The 18,255-nt window shown below is 43.9% G+C and carries 17 protein-coding genes; 7 read left to right on the top strand and 10 right to left on the bottom strand.

The genetic code is table 11. The features are described 5' to 3' along the window. Positions 1–9 precede the first annotated feature (9 nt). Positions 10–840 (top strand): hypothetical protein, encoded by an 831-nt coding sequence (locus tag BMW86_RS06670; RefSeq protein ID WP_143056512.1) that lies wholly within the window; start codon positions 10–12, stop codon positions 838–840. Between the two features lie 123 nt (positions 841–963). Beyond that, a complete protein-coding gene (locus BMW86_RS06665) occupies positions 964–1,794 on the top strand; it encodes an SDR family NAD(P)-dependent oxidoreductase (RefSeq protein WP_089780155.1) in 831 nt (276 codons plus the stop codon). Positions 1,795–1,867: 73 nt separating this feature from the next. Here BMW86_RS06665 and BMW86_RS06660 read toward each other — a convergent pair whose 3' ends face one another. Continuing rightward, positions 1,868–3,145 (bottom strand): AAA family ATPase, encoded by a 1,278-nt coding sequence (locus tag BMW86_RS06660; RefSeq protein WP_089780153.1) that lies wholly within the window; start codon positions 3,143–3,145, stop codon positions 1,868–1,870. A 152-nt stretch (positions 3,146–3,297) separates the two neighbouring features. Continuing rightward, positions 3,298–4,041: a DUF3108 domain-containing protein gene (locus tag BMW86_RS06655; protein ID WP_089780151.1), complete on the bottom strand. Its 744-nt coding sequence runs from the start codon at positions 4,039–4,041 to the stop codon at positions 3,298–3,300. A gap of 181 nt (positions 4,042–4,222) precedes the next feature. Here BMW86_RS06655 and BMW86_RS06650 point away from each other — a divergent pair, with 181 nt between their 5' ends. Both BMW86_RS06650 and BMW86_RS06645 read left to right on the top strand, forming a co-directional pair. Beyond that, positions 4,223–5,251, top strand: coding sequence for a sensor histidine kinase (locus BMW86_RS06650; protein ID WP_143056511.1), 1,029 nt, complete (start codon positions 4,223–4,225; stop codon positions 5,249–5,251). Next, complete coding sequence (locus BMW86_RS06645; RefSeq protein WP_089780147.1) at positions 5,248–5,955, top strand: LytR/AlgR family response regulator transcription factor; 708 nt, start codon at positions 5,248–5,250, stop codon at positions 5,953–5,955. The genes BMW86_RS06650 and BMW86_RS06645 overlap by 4 nt, the downstream gene beginning before the upstream one ends. Positions 5,956–6,111: 156 nt before the next feature. Here the strand turns inward: BMW86_RS06645 and BMW86_RS06640 are convergent, their stop codons facing one another. The 8 genes from BMW86_RS06640 to BMW86_RS06605 all read right to left on the bottom strand — a co-directional run bounded on the left by BMW86_RS06640 (position 6,112) and on the right by BMW86_RS06605 (position 15,844). Then, on the bottom strand, positions 6,112–9,261 hold the full coding sequence (locus BMW86_RS06640; protein WP_089780144.1) for an efflux RND transporter permease subunit: 3,150 nt from the start codon (positions 9,259–9,261) through the stop codon (positions 6,112–6,114). A 23-nt stretch (positions 9,262–9,284) separates the two neighbouring features. Further along, the gene (locus BMW86_RS06635) at positions 9,285–9,584 is read right to left on the bottom strand and encodes a DUF190 domain-containing protein (RefSeq protein ID WP_089780142.1); all 300 of its coding nucleotides are present in this window, start codon (positions 9,582–9,584) and stop codon (positions 9,285–9,287) included. A 10-nt stretch (positions 9,585–9,594) separates the two neighbouring features. Further along, entirely contained in the window at positions 9,595–10,596 is a 1,002-nt protein-coding gene (locus BMW86_RS06630) for an efflux RND transporter periplasmic adaptor subunit (RefSeq protein ID WP_089780139.1), read from the bottom strand. Between the two features lies 1 nt (position 10,597). Further along, a complete protein-coding gene (locus BMW86_RS06625) occupies positions 10,598–11,854 on the bottom strand; it encodes a TolC family protein (RefSeq protein WP_089780137.1) in 1,257 nt (418 codons plus the stop codon). A 324-nt stretch (positions 11,855–12,178) separates the two neighbouring features. Next, entirely contained in the window at positions 12,179–12,385 is a 207-nt protein-coding gene (xseB, locus tag BMW86_RS06620; protein ID WP_089780135.1) for an exodeoxyribonuclease VII small subunit, read from the bottom strand. Next, positions 12,363–13,802 carry an exodeoxyribonuclease VII large subunit gene (gene xseA, locus BMW86_RS06615; RefSeq protein ID WP_089783583.1) on the bottom strand — a complete coding sequence of 480 codons (1,440 nt, stop codon included), beginning with the start codon at positions 13,800–13,802 and terminating at the stop codon, positions 12,363–12,365. The genes xseB and xseA overlap by 23 nt, the downstream gene beginning before the upstream one ends. A 193-nt stretch (positions 13,803–13,995) precedes the next feature. Next, complete coding sequence (locus tag BMW86_RS06610; protein ID WP_089780133.1) at positions 13,996–15,090, bottom strand: NAD(P)/FAD-dependent oxidoreductase; 1,095 nt, start codon at positions 15,088–15,090, stop codon at positions 13,996–13,998. Between the two features lie 235 nt (positions 15,091–15,325). Next, positions 15,326–15,844: a helix-turn-helix domain-containing protein gene (locus tag BMW86_RS06605; protein WP_089780131.1), complete on the bottom strand. Its 519-nt coding sequence runs from the start codon at positions 15,842–15,844 to the stop codon at positions 15,326–15,328. A gap of 108 nt (positions 15,845–15,952) precedes the next feature. On the opposite strand from BMW86_RS06605, the gene BMW86_RS06600 reads away from it, so the two are divergent. The 3 genes from BMW86_RS06600 to BMW86_RS06595 are packed head-to-tail and all read left to right on the top strand — an operon-like array spanning position 15,953 to position 18,241. Continuing rightward, the gene (locus BMW86_RS06600; protein ID WP_089780129.1) at positions 15,953–16,147 is read left to right on the top strand and encodes a hypothetical protein; all 195 of its coding nucleotides are present in this window, start codon (positions 15,953–15,955) and stop codon (positions 16,145–16,147) included. A 15-nt stretch (positions 16,148–16,162) separates the two neighbouring features. Continuing rightward, positions 16,163–16,285 carry a hypothetical protein gene (locus tag BMW86_RS33145; protein WP_255372861.1) on the top strand — a complete coding sequence of 41 codons (123 nt, stop codon included), beginning with the start codon at positions 16,163–16,165 and terminating at the stop codon, positions 16,283–16,285. A gap of 9 nt (positions 16,286–16,294) precedes the next feature. Next, positions 16,295–18,241 carry a hypothetical protein gene (locus tag BMW86_RS06595; RefSeq protein WP_089780127.1) on the top strand — a complete coding sequence of 649 codons (1,947 nt, stop codon included), beginning with the start codon at positions 16,295–16,297 and terminating at the stop codon, positions 18,239–18,241. Positions 18,242–18,255 lie beyond the last annotated feature (14 nt).

The following is an 18,255-nucleotide window of genomic DNA, read 5'->3' as shown; positions in this document are numbered from 1 at the left end:
TACCGGATTATGATAAGGAGAATGCTCTCAGTATTTATTAGCATTGCTGTTTCTACTGCTGCTTTCGGACAAAGCAAAACTGTAATAGGTATCGCCCCTTTTAGAAGCGGTGCTTCTCAAAATAGTAATAACGTAGTTTCCGTACAGGAAACGGTTGCCGACGTATTTTCCCGCAATAAGCGGCTTACCCTGATAGAGAAGGATAAGATGGCCCAGGTGAAGGCTGATTCCCTGCAAACGACAGAAACGGTGGACCCGCAGTTGCTGGAACAGGCGAAAGCTACAGGGGCTCAGTATGTTATCACCGGCAATGTAGCCAGAGCGGCGGTGGAGATCAAACAAACGAATATTCCTGTTATAGGGGTTACTACGGCCAATGTGGCGGAAATATCCTTTACCATGAGTGTGATAGATGTGGCAAGGGCCGAAGTGGTTGCCACCAGTACTTTTATTGGTAATGGCAGAGGGAAGATTGCTTTTGAAGACGCCCTGAAAGATCTTAAACCCCAGATTGAAAGGTTTATTAAAGACAACTTTAAGGTGACAGTGTCTATTGCGGAGATAGAGGAGAAGAACAGCAATGGTGGTGCAGCTAAGGTGTTAATTGTAGCGGGCAGCCTGCTGGGTGTGAAGGAACTGGACGAGTTCCGGGTCTATGAACTCACAGAACTGACTGTTGACGGCAAGAAGATGACGCGTAAGAAGACGCTGGGCAAAATAGCAGTGGCTAAGGTAGAGGATGAGAATTTCTCTGTTTGCACGGTGCAGGAAGGCGGAATTGAGATTGCCAAGAAGGTGGAAGAAAAGGCAAAGATTAAGTGTGAGATGATTACGGAGTAAGTTAAATAGATTTTAGGGTGCAGGGCTGTATCAGTAATGATACGGCCTTTTTTGTTTGATTTTTACATTTATTAGTTTGATAAATACAGCTGCCTGTATATCCCGGCTATCTACCTTTGCTATATGAATAACAAACAAGTTTGGTACGTTACCGGGGCCTCCAAAGGATTGGGGCTTGCCCTGGTTAAGAAACTGCTATCTGAAGGATACCGGGTAGCTGCTACTTCCCGGAACATTTCTTCTCTGGCTCAGGCGGTGGGTACAGCAGAAAATTTCCTTCCCCTGGAAGTTGATCTTGGTAATGATGCATCTGTAGCTGCTTCCATGAAGGCCACGCATGAGAAATTTGGGAGCATCGATGTGGTGGTGAACAATGCGGGTTATGGTATTGGTGGCGCTGTGGAAGAGTTAAGCCGTAAAGAGGTTGCAGACAGCTTTGATGTGAATGTATTTGCCACTATCACTGTCATGCAGAAGGCGATGCCTTATCTGCGTGCGCAGCGTTCCGGGCATATCATGAACATTGCATCTGTTGCAGCTATAGCCGGTGCTGTTGGATGGGCGGTGTATGCTGCGGCGAAGAATGCGGTGATTGCATTATCTGATGTGATGGCACAGGATGTGAAGTCGTTAGGTATTAAAGTAACGGCTATTGCTCCCGGTGCTTTCCGTACGCAATTCCTTTCGCAGGAGTCACTGGCACTCTCTGAGAACAGGATTGATGACTACGTGGATGTCAGGGCATCACATGCCAGGTACCTGGAGATGGATGGCAAGCAGATTGGTGACCCTGTAAAGGCTGCTGAAGCAATTATTAAGCTCTCATTAATGCCAGAACCGCCGGTATTACTGTTTTTAGGTAGTGATGCTTATACACGTGCTTCCGGTAAACTGAATACAATGGTAGAGCAGCTGGAACAGTGGAAGGATATTTCAGATTCAACTCAGTTGTAAGTATTCCTTAGATGCGTGAATGAAATAGTTCATTCATGCATCTAAGGATTATTTATTTTCTTTCTGCCCAAGTTTACCTTTCCTCGCCATGCTCCGGAATGTTTAGAAATCGGAAGTTTTTAAATGCCGGGACAGCCCCATATCTTCCTTCAAAATATCTTTTTTCTTTATCCGTATCCGGACGCTCTTTTTCACCTTTAATGGCAGGATCGTTTTTAACTACATACACAAAATCAGAAAGCGAATAGATCTCAGTAGATTCCCAATTATTCTTCTCGGAAAAATAAATCTGATCTCTTCTAAGATTACAATAGGACAGCAGATTTGTATCGTGAGTAGCGAAAATTATCTGGGCTTTATTAGGATTTGTTTTATTGTCGAGGAAGAGATTGATAGTATTTAATGTCATAAGTGGATGGACTTTTGCCTCAATTTCATCAATGATCAAAGTTCCTCCATTAACCAATGCCCATAGTATGGGGCCGCTCAAATGAAATGCTTTTTTTGTTCCGGCAGATTCTCTTTCTTCCAGTTTCCATGTCAATAATTCTTTCGTTTTATTATCATTGTCATCATACATGTTATGCCTGGTCCATATTGTAAACATTTCTTTTTCTGCATCAAATGTTTTAGTGGTAATTTCGAGATCAACAATTGATAAATTCAGATTACAGAAGTAATCTTTTATTTTAGATTGATATTCTGAGTTTTGCCATAATTCTACAGTTTGAATTTCTTCATCATCTGTTTGAAGACCATCAACCATGTTAAAATATCTGAACCATTGAAATATCTGCTTTGCTTCATCAACGTTCAGCATATCGCAGGTAGAAAGAAACAGTGCATTATCCCTGGTAGCTTCAATGGCCGCTTCAATTACTTTAGTGGATCCCTGAAAACCAGAAGAAGTATCAATTACATCATCTTTTCTTTGAAACAAACTTACTTCCCTGCCTTGTCCTTTTCGGAATAACCATTCAGCAACAATGGCCATTTGATTAAATTCTAATCCATACCGGTAACGAAAGTCATTTAGAATGAAAGTGATTTCAAAGGAAGTCGGTTTTTCATTCCATCCTTTCTTTAATAAAAATGGATCATAAGGCAATTTTGTAGTGGATGAAGCTCTTGCAGAATGATGTAGTAGTTTATCCAGCAAACCCATTGCCCTAAGCAAATTGCTCTTACCACTTCCATTAGCACCATATAGTGCTACTGCATTTAGGGCCTGGTTTTTCCCCTTTTCCAGTATGTTACTGGGAAAGTCTCTTTGTTTAGCTGCCGGAACCAGGCTTAGTATCTGTTCTTCTCCAATAGACCTGTAGTTCGATATTTTAAATTCTATCAACATATGTTATTTGGAGGTTTTTATTCGAAATTAAGTAAGTTCGGTGAAATATTCAACTATTTTGATAAATAAAATGATCAGGGGGGAATAAGGTAAAAGCGATCAGAGGTACCCCTGATCGCTTTTTATATTGACTGGTTCTGGAATGGGCGGGCTTATATTTTATTCATCACAAATAATCCGTTTCTGAAAGGCATCACAAAGTGCACTAAGATGCCGGTTAATGAATCATACCAGCTATACTCGGTGACTTTCTTATTGTCGCTTTCGCGGGTGGTTTTTACTATATGAGAATAGCGGGTGCTGCCGGGTAAAATATCTTCTCCCATGTATGCTACATTGTGCGGATCTACTCCACCCTTTTCATAGGTGTAGAGGTTTATTGCTGCAGAGAAACCTTCTTTATAAGGTAAAAATCCTAAGAAGTATTGAAACAGATTGGAATCAAAATAACCTGCTTCTATTTTGTGGGTAGTATCTATATAGGTATTGTTCTTGTGTACAACTGCATGTACAGCAAGATCTTTGAACGCAAGGTCCATTTGCATAACGGGAGGATTAGTGACCATGCGCATACGGACGGGAGATAATGTTTTCAGGTCGGCAATGGTAGAGTCATATCTTTCAAAATCACCGGGAAAGTATTGGTGTTGTGACCTGGTCAGTAATCCTTTTACGGTGTCTATGGTAATCACGTCTATAATCATTATCTCCATGACTGTCTTTCCAAGAGAATCGTAAATAATGCCTTTATATGTGTTAGAGCATGATTTCAGCAGGGCATAGTTGATTGTTTTGTCGCCGGGTCTGAGAATTGATTGTGCATATAACAATGGGTAGAATGAAAACCGGAGCATGACGCAAAACAGGATCAGGATGCGGGCAATAGTTCTGTTCATAAGTGTCTGTTTTATGAAATGAAATTGCAATTGTTATCTTCTATAAACAATTGATTTCTATGTATAGTGGTAAGTTTTAAATATTCAGGGGAGAATGTTCAAGATCTCAACCATTGAAAAAAAGAGGATAAGTATTTAAAATGCTGTGAAGGAGGCGTTGATAACCAGTATATTTGAAGATATGATTTCTATCAGCTCTCATATCTCTTTTCCCAAAGTACAATGGATCGTGTGGTCTTTTGTATTGCTGTTGCTCTTTGGGATATATCTACAGAATGATTCTTTCGCAGAAGCAGCTACCTATGCTATTATAACTACGTTGTTTTATGCCATCGTTATTTATGGTAATGCGATGTGGCTTATTCCCCGTTTGTATAAAAAAGAGAAACGAACTGCTTATATATTATTGATCATACTTTTTCTGATAGTGGTGACTATTGGCAGGCTGCAATTACAGAATGCCCTGTACCTTCAGTTCTTTTCAAAGGGGAAGCCTATGCCTACTAAGGATACCAGTTATTACGTGATGTATTATCTGTCCTATTTTCTTTCCAGTATCCTGATCTTCATTTTCAGTATTGCATTTCATCTGTCTATTGAATATTTCCGTGTACGGGAGCAACAACAGCTATTACAAAAAAGAACGGCAGAAGCAGAGCTGAAGCTGTTGAAGTCGCAGGTACAACCACACTTTTTATTCAATACACTGAATAATATTTACTTTGTAGCACAACGGGAATCTCCGGATACTGCCGTGTTGCTGGAAAGGTTGTCTAATATCATGCGGTATTTTGTGGATGAAGGGACAAAAGACCTGATACCGTTAACTACGGAGATTAATTTTATCTATGATTATATTCATCTGGAGAAATTACGGATGCGTCATCCTTTACAGGTACAGTTTGATATTCATGGAGAACCGGATAGCTTACTGATACCACCGATGTTGTTAATTCCTCTGATAGAGAATGTGTTTAAGCATGGGATTGATAAAAGATATGAAAATAATTTCCTGGTGGCAATTATTACTATTAGTGAGGAATCGCTGGATGCTGTTATCTCTAACAGAATTTACAGATCAGAACTGAAAAGTGGTAGCGGGATCATGAACCTTACTTCAAGATTGCAGTTGTTGTATGGGAGTCGTTATATCTTTGAAACAAGTGAGAAAGATGCTTTATTCTATGCTCATTTAAATATTCCATTGTGAATAATATTACCTGTCTTATAGTAGATGATGAACCGAATGCGGTACAATTGCTGGAAGATCATATCCGCAAAGTACCACGACTGGTATTAAAGCAAAAGTGTTATGATGCTTTTGAAGCGCTGACATTTCTGCAATCAGATCAGGCTGATTTATTGTTCCTGGATATACAGATGCCGGGATTGTCGGGGATGGAACTGGCTACTTTTTTAAGCAAAGAACAACGGATCATATTTACGACTGCCTTTGCTAATTATGCACTGGAAGGATATGAATATAATGCGATAGATTATCTGTTAAAGCCCATTACATTTAAACGTTTTGTACAGGCGATCAATAAGGCGGTGTTATCTTTTCCGGCGGTTACACCTGTTGCGCCTGTTGAGCATTTACCTGATTATATTTTTATCAAATCGGGGAAGCAGATTATTAAAATAGCATACATTGATATTTTATTTATTGAGGCACTGAAGGAATATGTGAACATTGTTTTACCTGATGGGAAAGTACTGGCGTATAAAAGGATGAAAGATCTGGAAGAGCAGTTACCGGAGAATTTTATCAGGATACATAATTCTTATATTATCAATATTCAGCATTTAGAGAAGATAGTAGATAATCATGTACTGATTGGTAATATGAAGTTACCGGTTAGTAGTTCCTGCCGTCCGCAGTTGCTGGCGATGATTAACAGGAGACTATTGTAGATAGTGCAGAGATTCGCTCATCCTACGTTCATCCTACGTTCCGAACGTAGGATGAACGTAGGATCACTCTTATCAGACTGTATATCAATTATGTAAACATATAAAAAAGCCGCCCCAAAAATGCATTTGAGACGGCTTACCCTGTTGTATTGTTCCCTATTCTATTTCTTCTTCATCTTTAACAGCATGTTTCACAGACCTGTTTCTTTCTACCCACCAGTACAATGCCGGTATCAATAACGGTGCGAAGACCAGTGTGCTGGTTAAACCACCGATGATAACGGTTGCCAGTGGCCTCTGTACGTCCGAACCAATACCTGAGGAAGTTGCTGCCGGTATCAGACCAGCGATGGCTACGATCAGGATGGAGAGGATGGCGCTCAGCTGTTCTTTGGCACCCAGGAAGATGCTCTGCTGTAGAGAGAGGTCTGGTCTTGCCCTGACCCTGTTAATAGCCGAGACAAGCAGTACTCCTGCCATTACCGATATCCCGAATATGCTCACAAAACCTACACCTGCCGATACGTTAAAATGATATCCCCTGATGAGCAATGCAACGATACCACCTGCCAGTGCAAACAAGATACAACTAATCGTAACGAGGGTTTGAGGCATGTTACGGAATAGGATGAAAAGTACCAGGAAAACCATAACAATTGTAAGTGGTATTGTCATGGATAGCTGTTTGCCCGCACGTTGCAGGTTCTCATACTGACCGCCATACACAATGGAATATCCTTTAGGGATATGCAGCTGTGCATTGATCTTATCGTTTACTTCTGCAACGAAACCGCCCTGGTCACGACCACGGATGTTTGTGCGGACAGTCACCATGCGTTTGCTGTTATAACGGTAGATGTTTGTTTGTCCGCGTACATAGGAGATATCCGCCAGCTCATTCATGGGGATGAGTGCGCCGGTAGCAGAAGGGACCTGGAGATTTTTTACAGATTCGATCGTATTACGTTCGCCGGGCAGATAACGGATGACCAGGTCGTAACGTTTGGTGCCATCGTAAAGAGTAGAGATGGTTTTACCTCCTATGGCAGCTTCAATCATCGCCTGGATGTCTGCCACGTTGATGCCATAACGGGCAGCGTTTTCCCGGTTGATGTTGATGGCTATCTGCTCCTGCGGGCCTTCCTGTTCTATGTTCACGGATTCGGAGCCCTGCATGTGTTTTACAATGTCGGAGATGGTATCAGCTTTCGCCCGCATCATGGTGAGATCATCACCTACAATGGAAATAGCAAGATCCGCCGCACTGCCTGTCACGATTTCCATTACCTGGTCGATGATAGGCTGGCCGGAAGAGAACTTCACGGATGGCATCGCCTTTTCAAGGTCGTGACGGATATTGGTAACGAGTGTCTTTTTAGAGATGGTATCACTCCAGAGTTTATATTCTTTTAACCCAACGAGGATTTCATTACGGTTGGCCGGGAACGGGTCCGTACCATCGTCATTACGTCCTGCCTGTGTGATGACAAAGGAGATCTGCGGATATTTGGCGATTACCTGCCTGATGAGCGGAGAGTAACGCGCGTTTTCCTGGATGGTAATACCCGCCGGGAAGTTACCACGGAGGAAAATAGAGCCTTCATCCAGTTCCGGCAGGAATTCCGTCCCCAGCTTAGCGCCGAACAATACCAGCATGATGACTACACCGAAGCCCACAACAACGGTCATTTTAGGCCGTTTAAGCGTACCTCCCAGCACCTTGCCGTATAACCTGCCCAGGAAGTCAAGCACGACGTTACGGTGCTCTTTCATGGGTTTGTCGGTATTGTTGAACGCCTTCTTAAAGGCGAAGGAGATCAGCACCGGAATTAATGTCAGAGCAGCCAGCATAGAACCGATTACTGCGAATGCCAGGGTAAGGGCCATTGGAGAGAACAGCTTTCCTTCTACACGTGTCATCAGCAGGATGGGCATGTAGGCCAGGATGATGATGGTAACGGAGAAGAATATTTCACGGCCTACTTCCTGTGAAGAGCGAAGCGTGAGGGCGATGATGCCCCGCTTCTTCTCTTCCGGCGGTGCCGTCCGGTACGTTCGTATCAGATGCTCTGCCATTACGCAGGCACCGTCTACAATGATCCCAAAGTCGATGGCGCCGAGAGATAACAGGTTAGCCGGAATACCAGTGAGACGCATGAGTATGAAGGCGAACAGCAGCGAGAATGGAATGGTTAGTGCCACTACCAGCGCACTGCGTAAGCTACCCAGGAAGAAGATGAGAATGATCACTACGATAGACACCCCTTCCAGCAGGGTATGCCCCACAGTTTCCAGGGAGTGGTCTATCAGGAAGCTACGGTCATAAAGAGTGCGGAGATGCACGCCTTTAGGCAGTTCGTCGCGTTCCAGGTCTTTCACTCTTTCTTTCAGGATTTTGAGTACCTCACTGGGGTTTTCGTAACGCCTCAGCAGGATGATCCCTTCCACACCGTTATTAGAGTTCGTTTTGGTCTCGTTGATGGTGTAGCCCATTACACCGCTGGGCGGTGGCGGCGCTACTTCCACAGTAGCCACATCGCGCAGGTATATGGGCATGCCGTTGGCAGCTTTCAGCACGATGTTCTGGATATCCTGTTCTGTTTTTACTGCGCCAAGTCCGCGTACAGCAAAGCCCTGCTCACCGCGGTTGATGATATTACCACCGGTGTTCTGGTTATTCTTCTGTACAGCGTCTATTACATCCTGTATTGTTAAACTGTATTTACGCAGTTTATCAGGAGCAGTGAGGATATGAAATTGTTTGAGTGGACCGCCGAAGGTGGTGATATCTGCAATACCCGGCACCTGTAAGAGATAAGGTTTGATGACCCAGTCCTGCAGGTCTCTGATTTCTGTAGGCGTATAGTTTGGCGGTGCTTCTACTACGTAACGCAGGATTTCCCCTACGGCGGTAGTGAGTGGCGCCAGTTCAGGCGCAACGCCATCCGGCAGTTCTGCGGTAGCGAGTCGTTCATTCACCTGCTGACGGGCGAAGTAATCGTCCGTACCATCGGTGAAGGTAAGCTGTACCACGCTGAGGCCGAAGATGGTGCGACTTCTGCGGTCCAGTACATTGGGGGTGTTCTGCAAAGCCCTTTCAATGGGGATGGTCACCTGTTGTTCTACCTCTTCAGCAGCACGGCCGGGATATTGCGCTACAATGATCACATTGGTATCTGCAATATCCGGATAGGCTTCTATTTTCAGCATGGTAAAACACCAGTAGCCTATGCCCATCAGGCCAAGCCCCATCAGTATAACTACCCACCTGTTCTTTAAAGAGAATATTAATAGGTTGCGAATCATTGCGTGTGTGTTTCAATCAAAATCTAAAATCGTTCTACTTTACTGGTCACTATGAACCCGCTGCTTACCCGCTTACGCAGTTCTTTTAATACGTGCAGCACCTTTTCCTCTTCATCAATGAAGATGATGAGCATAGGCGGTTCATCGAAACTGAACAGGCTATCCGGGCGTTTTACCTGGTGATGTTCACCAAAGCCTATTTGTCCACGGAAGGCGGTAGCCCCTGCTACCTTATGTTTAAGTAAAAACTGTACAATGAATTCATATAAGGGTTGTGATCCGAATACTTCATCTTTATCTATAAATATCTGTGCTTGTAACATGTTGTAGATTTTAATATCCGAAGCTTAAACCTTTCAATTGCATCACACCTCTCACCACTACATTATCTCCATTCTGCAGGCCGCTGTATACAGCGATGCGATCGCCGATCTGCTGACCGGTGCGTACTTCACGCCTCGTAAAAGCGGTGGGGGATGTTTTTACAAACACATAGTTCTGTCCATCTGAAGTAAGCAGGGCATCCCTGTTTACGTTGATGTTTTTACTATCGCCTTTTACATCGAAGGTGACCATGGCAAACATACCTGCGCGGATATCGCTGTTGGGAGTAGCCAGGCGGATACGGATTTTTACCATACGGGTAATGTTGTCTATCACATCGGCAATGCCTTCCACACGACCGGTAAAGGGTGTGTTAGGGAAAGAAGATATAGTGATGGTGCAGGGAGAGCCTTTGCTGACATTACTCAGCTGGTTTTCCGGGATATCACAGATGACATAGGCATTACCGGGAGCAGTAGCACGGAGCACTTCAGGATCGAAGCCCGCTGCTTTAAGGTCGGATTCATGTTCTATCAGCTGTGTTTTTTCGTTGGCCAGGTTAGTCTGTTCTATGGAGAGATTAGACTTCGCTTCCAGGATATCTTTTCCGCTTGCAGCACCGTGATCGTACAGGTCCTGTGTACGGTCCAGTTCTATTTTACGTTGTTTGATATTGACTTCCTGGATATGATTGATGTTTACTTTATGTTGTACTAACTGGGAGTAATCACTTTCCAGGTCGGGGTTATCGAATAATACGATGTTTTGTCCGCCTTCAGAAGAGCGTAATATAGTAGCTGCTACTTTTCCCGGTGCGTGTAAAGTACCGCTGAGGGTAGAGTCGCCTACCGGTTCTGTGATGAAGCTGTTGGCAGAGGCGGTATCCGCGAAGGTGATGACCTGCCCGTTATTTGTAATAGAAGGACCCGGGTCATCTGTTACAGTAGCTTTGTGTTCCTTAGTGCCACATCCCGCCAGCAGGAGGGTAGCGATTAAAAAATAGCGTTGCATATTATAGTTGATTTATAAGGCCGGTGGCGAATAATAATTGTACATAACTCTGGTAGTATGACTGCAGTGCATCATAATACAGCAGGCGGGTATCGTACCAATTGCGCTGGGCATCCAGGAAGTCGATGATGGTAGTACCACCACGCAGGTAGGCATACTTCACGTTGTCCAGGATCTGCTGTGATTGTTGCAGGATACCTTCATACTTTTTGAGATTCTGTTTTTGCAGCTGGTAGGTTTTGTAGGAAGTAGCTACATCTGTCATTACCTGACGGCGGGTAGCGGATAATTCCTGTTCGGCCTGTTGTTCCTGTATATGTGCTTTTTTGATCTCTCCCTGATTGCGGTTAAAGAAAGGGAGGTCTATTGCCCCGTAGAAGCCGATGTAAGGCACCGAGTTTTGCGGGTTATAGATTACTCCCAGCTGAGGTTGAGGTACAGCCATGGCCTGTTGGAATTTGATGTTGCTGCTGCGTTCATCAATATTGCTTTTTGCCAGGACCACGTCTGTACGGTTTTCCATGGTCAGCGTAATGAGGCTGTCCAGGGTCGCAGTAGGTTCTATAGACTGAACCACACTGCTGGTGTCAATGTCTACGCTATCCGTAGTACCAGTGAGCAGTTGTAGGTTTTGTAATTCGTTTTGATAGTCCTGCATGAATACACTCAGTTGCAGGTTGTACTGGTCCAGTAATACGCGGGTCCTGGAGAGGTCCGTTTGTGTGATTACCTGGTTTTTATATCGTAGCTCATTGATTTTTACAAGGGTATCCAGATTGCCTCTGCTATCGTTAAGTAATGCCAGTCGCTTTTTTAACACCCAGCATGTGATCCAGCTATTACCTACCTGCAGGGAAAGGTTCCTTACATTTTCCTGGTAGACATTATTGGCGAGGGTCACGTTCTTATTGGCTGTTTCAATCTTGTATTTTCGTTGGTTGGGCCACTGGATTGGTTTGGTTACCTGGTACCATACCTGCCGGTTGTCTTTAGAGGACCACCGGGTGCCGGGGGCAAACCGATCGGAACTCACCAGTTGCATGGTTTGATTGTTCAGATTGGGATTAGGCCGCAGTTTGGCAGTGATAACATCTGCCTGTGATGCGTCAATATTCATGTATTGCGCTTTTAGCACCGGACTGCTTACTCTGGCAGTATCTATTGCCGCCGCCAGCGTGTAGGTTGTTTGGGCGGTAGCAACATATCGCATACAGGTGAGTATCAATGTTGTTACAGCCAGGAGGATCGTTCGCTTCATGAGATGCTGTTTGTCCGCGGTTTTATTAAATTTCCAACACAAAGGTTAACAATGCTGATTAGCAAGAGAATATGCCAGCATGATTTTAACCAGTTTTTAATTTAAATATTAAACTTCATGATGGGCTGATAGTATAAGTATAAACAAGAATGAGATAGAAATGTTTGATTTATAGCAAGTTGGGTGTTGACGCGACATGGGGAATGTGGCGCTGGCGGCTTAAAAAAATGTGGGGTTTCGGGAGGGAAAAATTGGGTGCAGGGCAAAGCCCTGCAAAACCTCTTCAATTTTTTATGGTAGGAGCGAAGCTCCATCATAATAAAATCAGATAGTTTTATGCTCCATCTGCTGGATAATATTTTCTACTTCTGCTTCTGTAGCTCTTAGTCTTGCCTGGCAAAAAGTAATCAGTTCAGAGGCCCGTTTTACTCTGGCGGCCAGTACATCCACAGATACTGATTCTGTTTCTATTTCCCTGGCTATTTCCTGTAATTCTTTATAGGCTGCTTCATATGTCAGACTCGTTTCCATCGATGATCGTTTTTGATGTGATTGTAGCATGTATGGCGGCATCTGCCAGCCGTACCGTGATTGTGTCTCCTGTTTCAAGTGACGAAGCCCCTGTAACTACCTGTCCGTTGTGATATACCATGGCAAAGCCTTTTTTCAGTAAGGCCGCAGGGCTTAATATCCTTATCACAGTAGCATGGTGCTGTAACTCCTGCTGTTGCTGCTGGAGCAGTTTGCGGGCAAACGCCTGTATATTCTGACGAATATGTATCAATTCCTGTAGGCGGCTGGCGGTTACCTGTCCGGGTTTTGCCAGTAGCTGTCCCGAAAGCTGTGCCATGCCCGAACGCTGTTTTAACAGCAGGTGCCTGGCGGATTGCGGGATGCTTTGCCGGCACTGGCTGAGCCCTTCTTTGTAGACGGAGAGTAAGTCGCGGGAGCGGTTTACAATATGTCCATGCAGGGACGTTAACTGCTGTTGCCGGCCTGATACCATCTGCTGCATGCGAATGATGATATTGCGTTGCTCTTTGAGCAGGGCATCTTCAAAAGAGCGGTTATGGGTGATGATCATTTCCGCTGCCATGGTAGGCGTTTTTACAGAAGTATGCGCCATCAGGTCTGTAATGGTTTCATTGATCTCATGACCAATACCTGCTATAATGGGAATGGGAAAACCTGCTACTGCTTTTCCTATCTCGAATTTTTCAAATAAGAGCAGGTCTGTCTGGGCGCCGCCACCGCGGATAATGACTACCGTATCGTATGTTTTACCGGATGCTCTGATAGCGTCCAGTTGAGCGCATACCTGGGCTACATTTGCTTCTCCCTGTACGGTAGTGAAATAATTATCCATGTAAAAAGTATATCCATGGATGTTATCTTTCAGAGATTTTTTAAAGTCTCCAAAACCTGCAGCAGAAGAAGAGGTTATCACAGCGATGCGCTGAATAACGGATCGTAGTTGTAAGGACTTGTTACGGGTGTGATAGCCGTCTGCTGTTTTGCGGACAATATCTCCGCATTCTGTTACGAGACGCAGCAGGGTAGCCTGTTTCTGTTGTTCCAGTTGCCCTTTTGTGAAGCTGGTATCAATATCCTGTAATGATAATTTTAATCCGTAGAGGGGATGGTATTCTACAGCTACTCTTATCAGTACGTGCAGGTCGTTCCCGAAGCGCTGGCCGGTAGCACGTTCAAATTCTTTGATGCGCAGGGTTCCCTGGCTCCAGGCGTTGGCCTGGATTTTAGCTGTTAACTGATGCGTATGCGGATCTTTTTCTACCAGGTCAAAGAAGTGAAATCCTTTGGCCGGATAATAAGAGTGGCCGGTAATATCTGCTACTACCCAGAAAGATTTTCCGGAGAAGGCATTTTTGATAGTGCCCTGGATAGCCGCTGTTAATTGCGATAATGTTATGTATGGATTTGTATTCACGTACTGCAACAAAGGTACGTTTTATAAGGCATGCACAAAAAAAACGACTGCCTGGATAAGCAATCGTTATATACTTCCACGTTATGAAAACAAATCCATAAAAAGCTGCGGTAGCTACTTCTTATACAGCAGCAAATTATACGATTGCTTACGTAATAAGGTTAATAACTGGTTAAACAATTCGTTAATAAGATTAACTGCCGACCTCGTTCTCCGCATATACTGCTTTTGCTTTTTCATCTCCCTTGCGGATATAAGGTCTTATGATCAGCCTGTTTCCTTTATCGTATGTGAAAAGGTTCCAGATCCAGTTGGTCATTACCAGTACTTTATTGCGGAAGGTAGCGAGGAAGCTGATATGTACAAAGAGCCAGATATACCATGCTATCCTGCCTCCGATCATAATATTCCCCGGAAGGTCTGCTACGGCCTTACCCCGGCCAATGGTGGCCAGTGATCCTTTATCAAAATATTTAAATGGTTTTACGGGTTCATTGTGATGTAATGCCCAGAGGTTTTTGGCTATATATTTCCCCATTTGTATGGCAGGTTGTGCCACACCGGGATGTCCTTTGGGATATTTATCCAATTTCATCATGGCAATATCTCCTATGGCAAAAATATTGTTACTGCCAATGATACGGCAATTAAGGTCTGTTAACAAACGTCCACGTTCAGCCCATTCTGCAGGCAATCCGGGCATTGTTTCTCCGGTTACACCGGCGGACCAGATCACACAAAATGATTTGATAGGTTCCCCGTCTTTGATGGTCACTGTTTCTCCGTCATAATCCTGTACCATTGTTTTTAAGCGGATGTTCACTCCCATCTTTTCAAGGTCTTTTTGTGCCCTGGCGCTGGCTTTGGGAGACATGGGCGGTAGTACCCTGTCCAGTCCTTCCAGCAGGTAAATACGCATTTTATTGAAGTCCAGCCGCGGATAGTCTTTATGAAGAATATATTTTTTGAGTTCTGATAAGGCGCCTGACATCTCCACACCAGTGGGGCCTGCACCTATCAAAACGATATTGAGGAGATGATCTTCTATTGCCGGATTTGCATTCAGGCTGGCCCATTCAAACAGCTGCATGAGCTGACTGCGGAGGTTCAGTGCATCCGGTATACTTTTTAATGAAGAAGCAAATTTCTTCATATTCTCATTGCCGAAATAATTTGTTTTGGCGCCACCGGCGATGATGAGGTAATCATATTTTAATTCCCCTGCGCTGGTATTAATGGTATTAGTCGCAGTGTCTACGGACAATACTTTTAGGGGGGTTAATTCCATAAGGATAAGTATAAGTAAATGTATAAAGTGCTAAAAGTGCACGACTGTAGAGGATTTGAAGAGATTTCACCTTCCGGGTTATAAAAAACGAAACAATTTAATTACTTTAATCCAGTTGAATCCAGCTTGAACTTTAGCAAACCTGTGCTCAAATAACCTTAAAAGACCTATCCAACATTAGATTTTGCCTACTACAAGACTGTAACCTAGCCACTACTGCCCGTTTGGGAGCAGGCTAAGCTGTTTTTGCCTGACTGCCACCCCTGGTATTACTTTCCATGTCTTCACTGATATCTGGTATAGCTCTTTTTAGCCGCGCATTTTCTTCCAAAATCGTCATAATTTGTTGATTATGAATGAGTATAAGTGAGTTCTGCGCATCAATTGTAGCTTGTAATGAACGTATGAGCTGGTCTTTGGTCTCAAGCAGTTGGGAAATGGGGATTTCAGAGATCTTAAGGTTAGTATCTGTACAACTACCTGTACTTTTAGCTGTACTTTTGTCGACTTTTTGGGAATACCCCTTTAGAGCTGTTTCCTGTACATGTTCAGTAAGGTCTTTAGTCATTAAATCATCAATCGCAATGTCGAAATAATTAGAAATAGCAATAATCTTCTCTATATCAGGCTCAGATACCTTAGTTTCATAATTAGACCACGTATTTCGCTTAACCCCAATAGCAGCGGTCATTTGATCCTGTGTCAATCCTTTTTCTTTTCTTAATAATTGAATATTCTGAGCAAAAAAGTTCATCTAGATAGAATTATATTGTCGAATAATTTGTTATTGTCGAATAATTTGGTATTTTTACAATGTTCCCTTGTAAGGAACAAGACAAAAGTACCAAAACTCTGCCTGATTATGAGTAAAAGAGATAATAGAAAAGCCTTTATAGTAAGTGAGATCGCGGATAAACATGGGGTCTCTACAAGGTATGTTTACATGGTACTCGCTGGGGAAAGGGATAATGAGCCGATTTTGAGCGATTATTTAGCCGTCTATCAGTCAACTAACCTACTCCTTGCAGCCGTGAAAAACGCAGTTCCTTTCAACTAACATAAAACCAAAACTATGCACATTCAAACAATTCCTTCAATCGTCCTGGGTAGCATTTTCGTCCTGGTATTCATTTTCAAAATCCTTCCCCTGATCGTTATTCCTGGTATCCGTTCTCTGTTAAATCGTAAAAACTAACTATCAGCCTTGAAACTCATTGATAATATATTATACCTGGAATTTTCCGAATTAGTTATCTGTGGAGTGTCTGAAAACACATTATGGAAAGCTAAAGAAAGGAATAGTAGCAGTTGGCATATGATCAATGATCCTGCTGATAAGCGGCGGGTGCTCATCGGTTACGAAAAGCTCAAAGACGCTTATAAGGAGCTTGTCAAGGCCCGTTTCGGTAACCCTCATGAGTATATCGCTAAGGAGCCAATTCGCAAGATGGTTACTCGTGACCAGGAGGCGGAACGCTTCTTCCTTGCGCACCGGTACGGCGATAATAAGAGCCTTCCGGTTGAGCATGTAAAGAAATATACGACTGCTGCAAGCTGGCTTAACATGCTGGTAAAGGCTAACTCCGATAAAAAGGAGATCAAAAAGCAACTGAACCTGTCTATTGATCAGTTCTATATACACGTTATGGAGATGTTCAAGACAGACGGTGTTGACCTGCCTACCAACTATGCTAAACTGCTGGCAAAGCGACGCGATTACGAGGCAACCGGTTACGGTAGCTTAGTCGATTGGCGGTTCGGTAACAAGAATGCTGCAAAGATCGATGATGAGGTTACAGAGAGCCTGCTACTTGAACTCCTGAGTAATCCTAATCAGTATGATGATGTGTACATCGGCATGAAGTACAACGAATGGGCTATAGCTAATCAACATGAGACAATTACCTCTGCAACAGTGGGTATCTGGCGGCGGAAACTGGAATATCTGATCATTGCAGCCCGTCAAGGTCGTGCGGCTTATTACGATAAGTATAGTGTTCAGGTAAAGGGGTTCCGTCCGACAGCACCCCTCTTAATGGTGGAAAGCGATGATAATTTCCTGGATCTCCTGTTCCTTGATATAGAGGATAAGACGCAACACAAGTACTATCACAAGTACAAAGCCATCGTAGTCACTGATAGCTATAATGATTACGTCCTGGGTTATGCTTATGCGGAGAACATCACAACTGAACTGGTAAGGGCCGCATATCTGAACGCAATGTATCACATTAGGGAGCTTACCGGTAACTGGTACGTACCGCATGAGGTCAAAACCGACCGGTGGGCCTTATCAGAACTGCAACCATTCTATAGCGCGTTTGCGAACTACTACCCTACACCGGTGGGTAGCAAAAAGCGCGGCTACCTGGAACAATTCTTTAGCTCTGCAATATGGGAAAACGCCCTTAAAGCAGGCGCAAATAACTACACAGGTAATAACCTCACCGCAAAGAATCGCGGGGTGAATATTGAAGAATTGGAACTAAGTAAGAAGAATCGTCCGACCCTGGACGAGGGCCGCGTACAGGTTGAAAACTTCTTTCACCGTCTCCGCTTAGAGACTGGTAAAAACGGTAAATCAAAGCAGGATGAATGGTTGGAAGCCTTTGCGGCAACAGCTGAAAGCCGTAAAAAGACCATTACCGACGAACAATTCTTGCTCTATTTTGGCGTGCAACACCGCCCCCGCAATGGTAAGCAAATCAAGATCACTAACGGCGGGGTTGAGCCTCAAATTCAGGGTGTTCAGTACGGATTCACCGTTCCTCCTGCACTGTACTTAACGAATGTCGGGAAGCCTGTATCTATTATATATGACCCTTACGATATGTCCAGGGTATTAGTGACTGACTTTGCCAGCCTGCGGTTCACAGCTACTGCACAACGGTTACAGCCTCGCGCAATGGCTGACTACCAGCCGGGTGACCGCCGCCTGCTGAATGCTATCCTGGCTGAGAAGATGGATGATAACGAAAAGGTTGCAGCAGCTGCGGAAAAGCGTAAAGCAATTCTCCGTAAGAATAATGTAGATCCTGAAAACATGCTACAGGGCGGTGCAATGGTAAAAGAACTCAAACAGGCAGCGGAGTTGGCTTACCATCCTACGATAGTAGACAGAGATAGTTATAATCCTTTAGATCAAATGTAATATGACAAAAGCCT

The organism is Chitinophaga sp. YR573 (assembly GCF_900110995.1).
Taxonomy (GTDB): domain Bacteria; phylum Bacteroidota; class Bacteroidia; order Chitinophagales; family Chitinophagaceae; genus Chitinophaga.
This window is presented reverse-complemented; position numbering and strand designations above follow the sequence as displayed.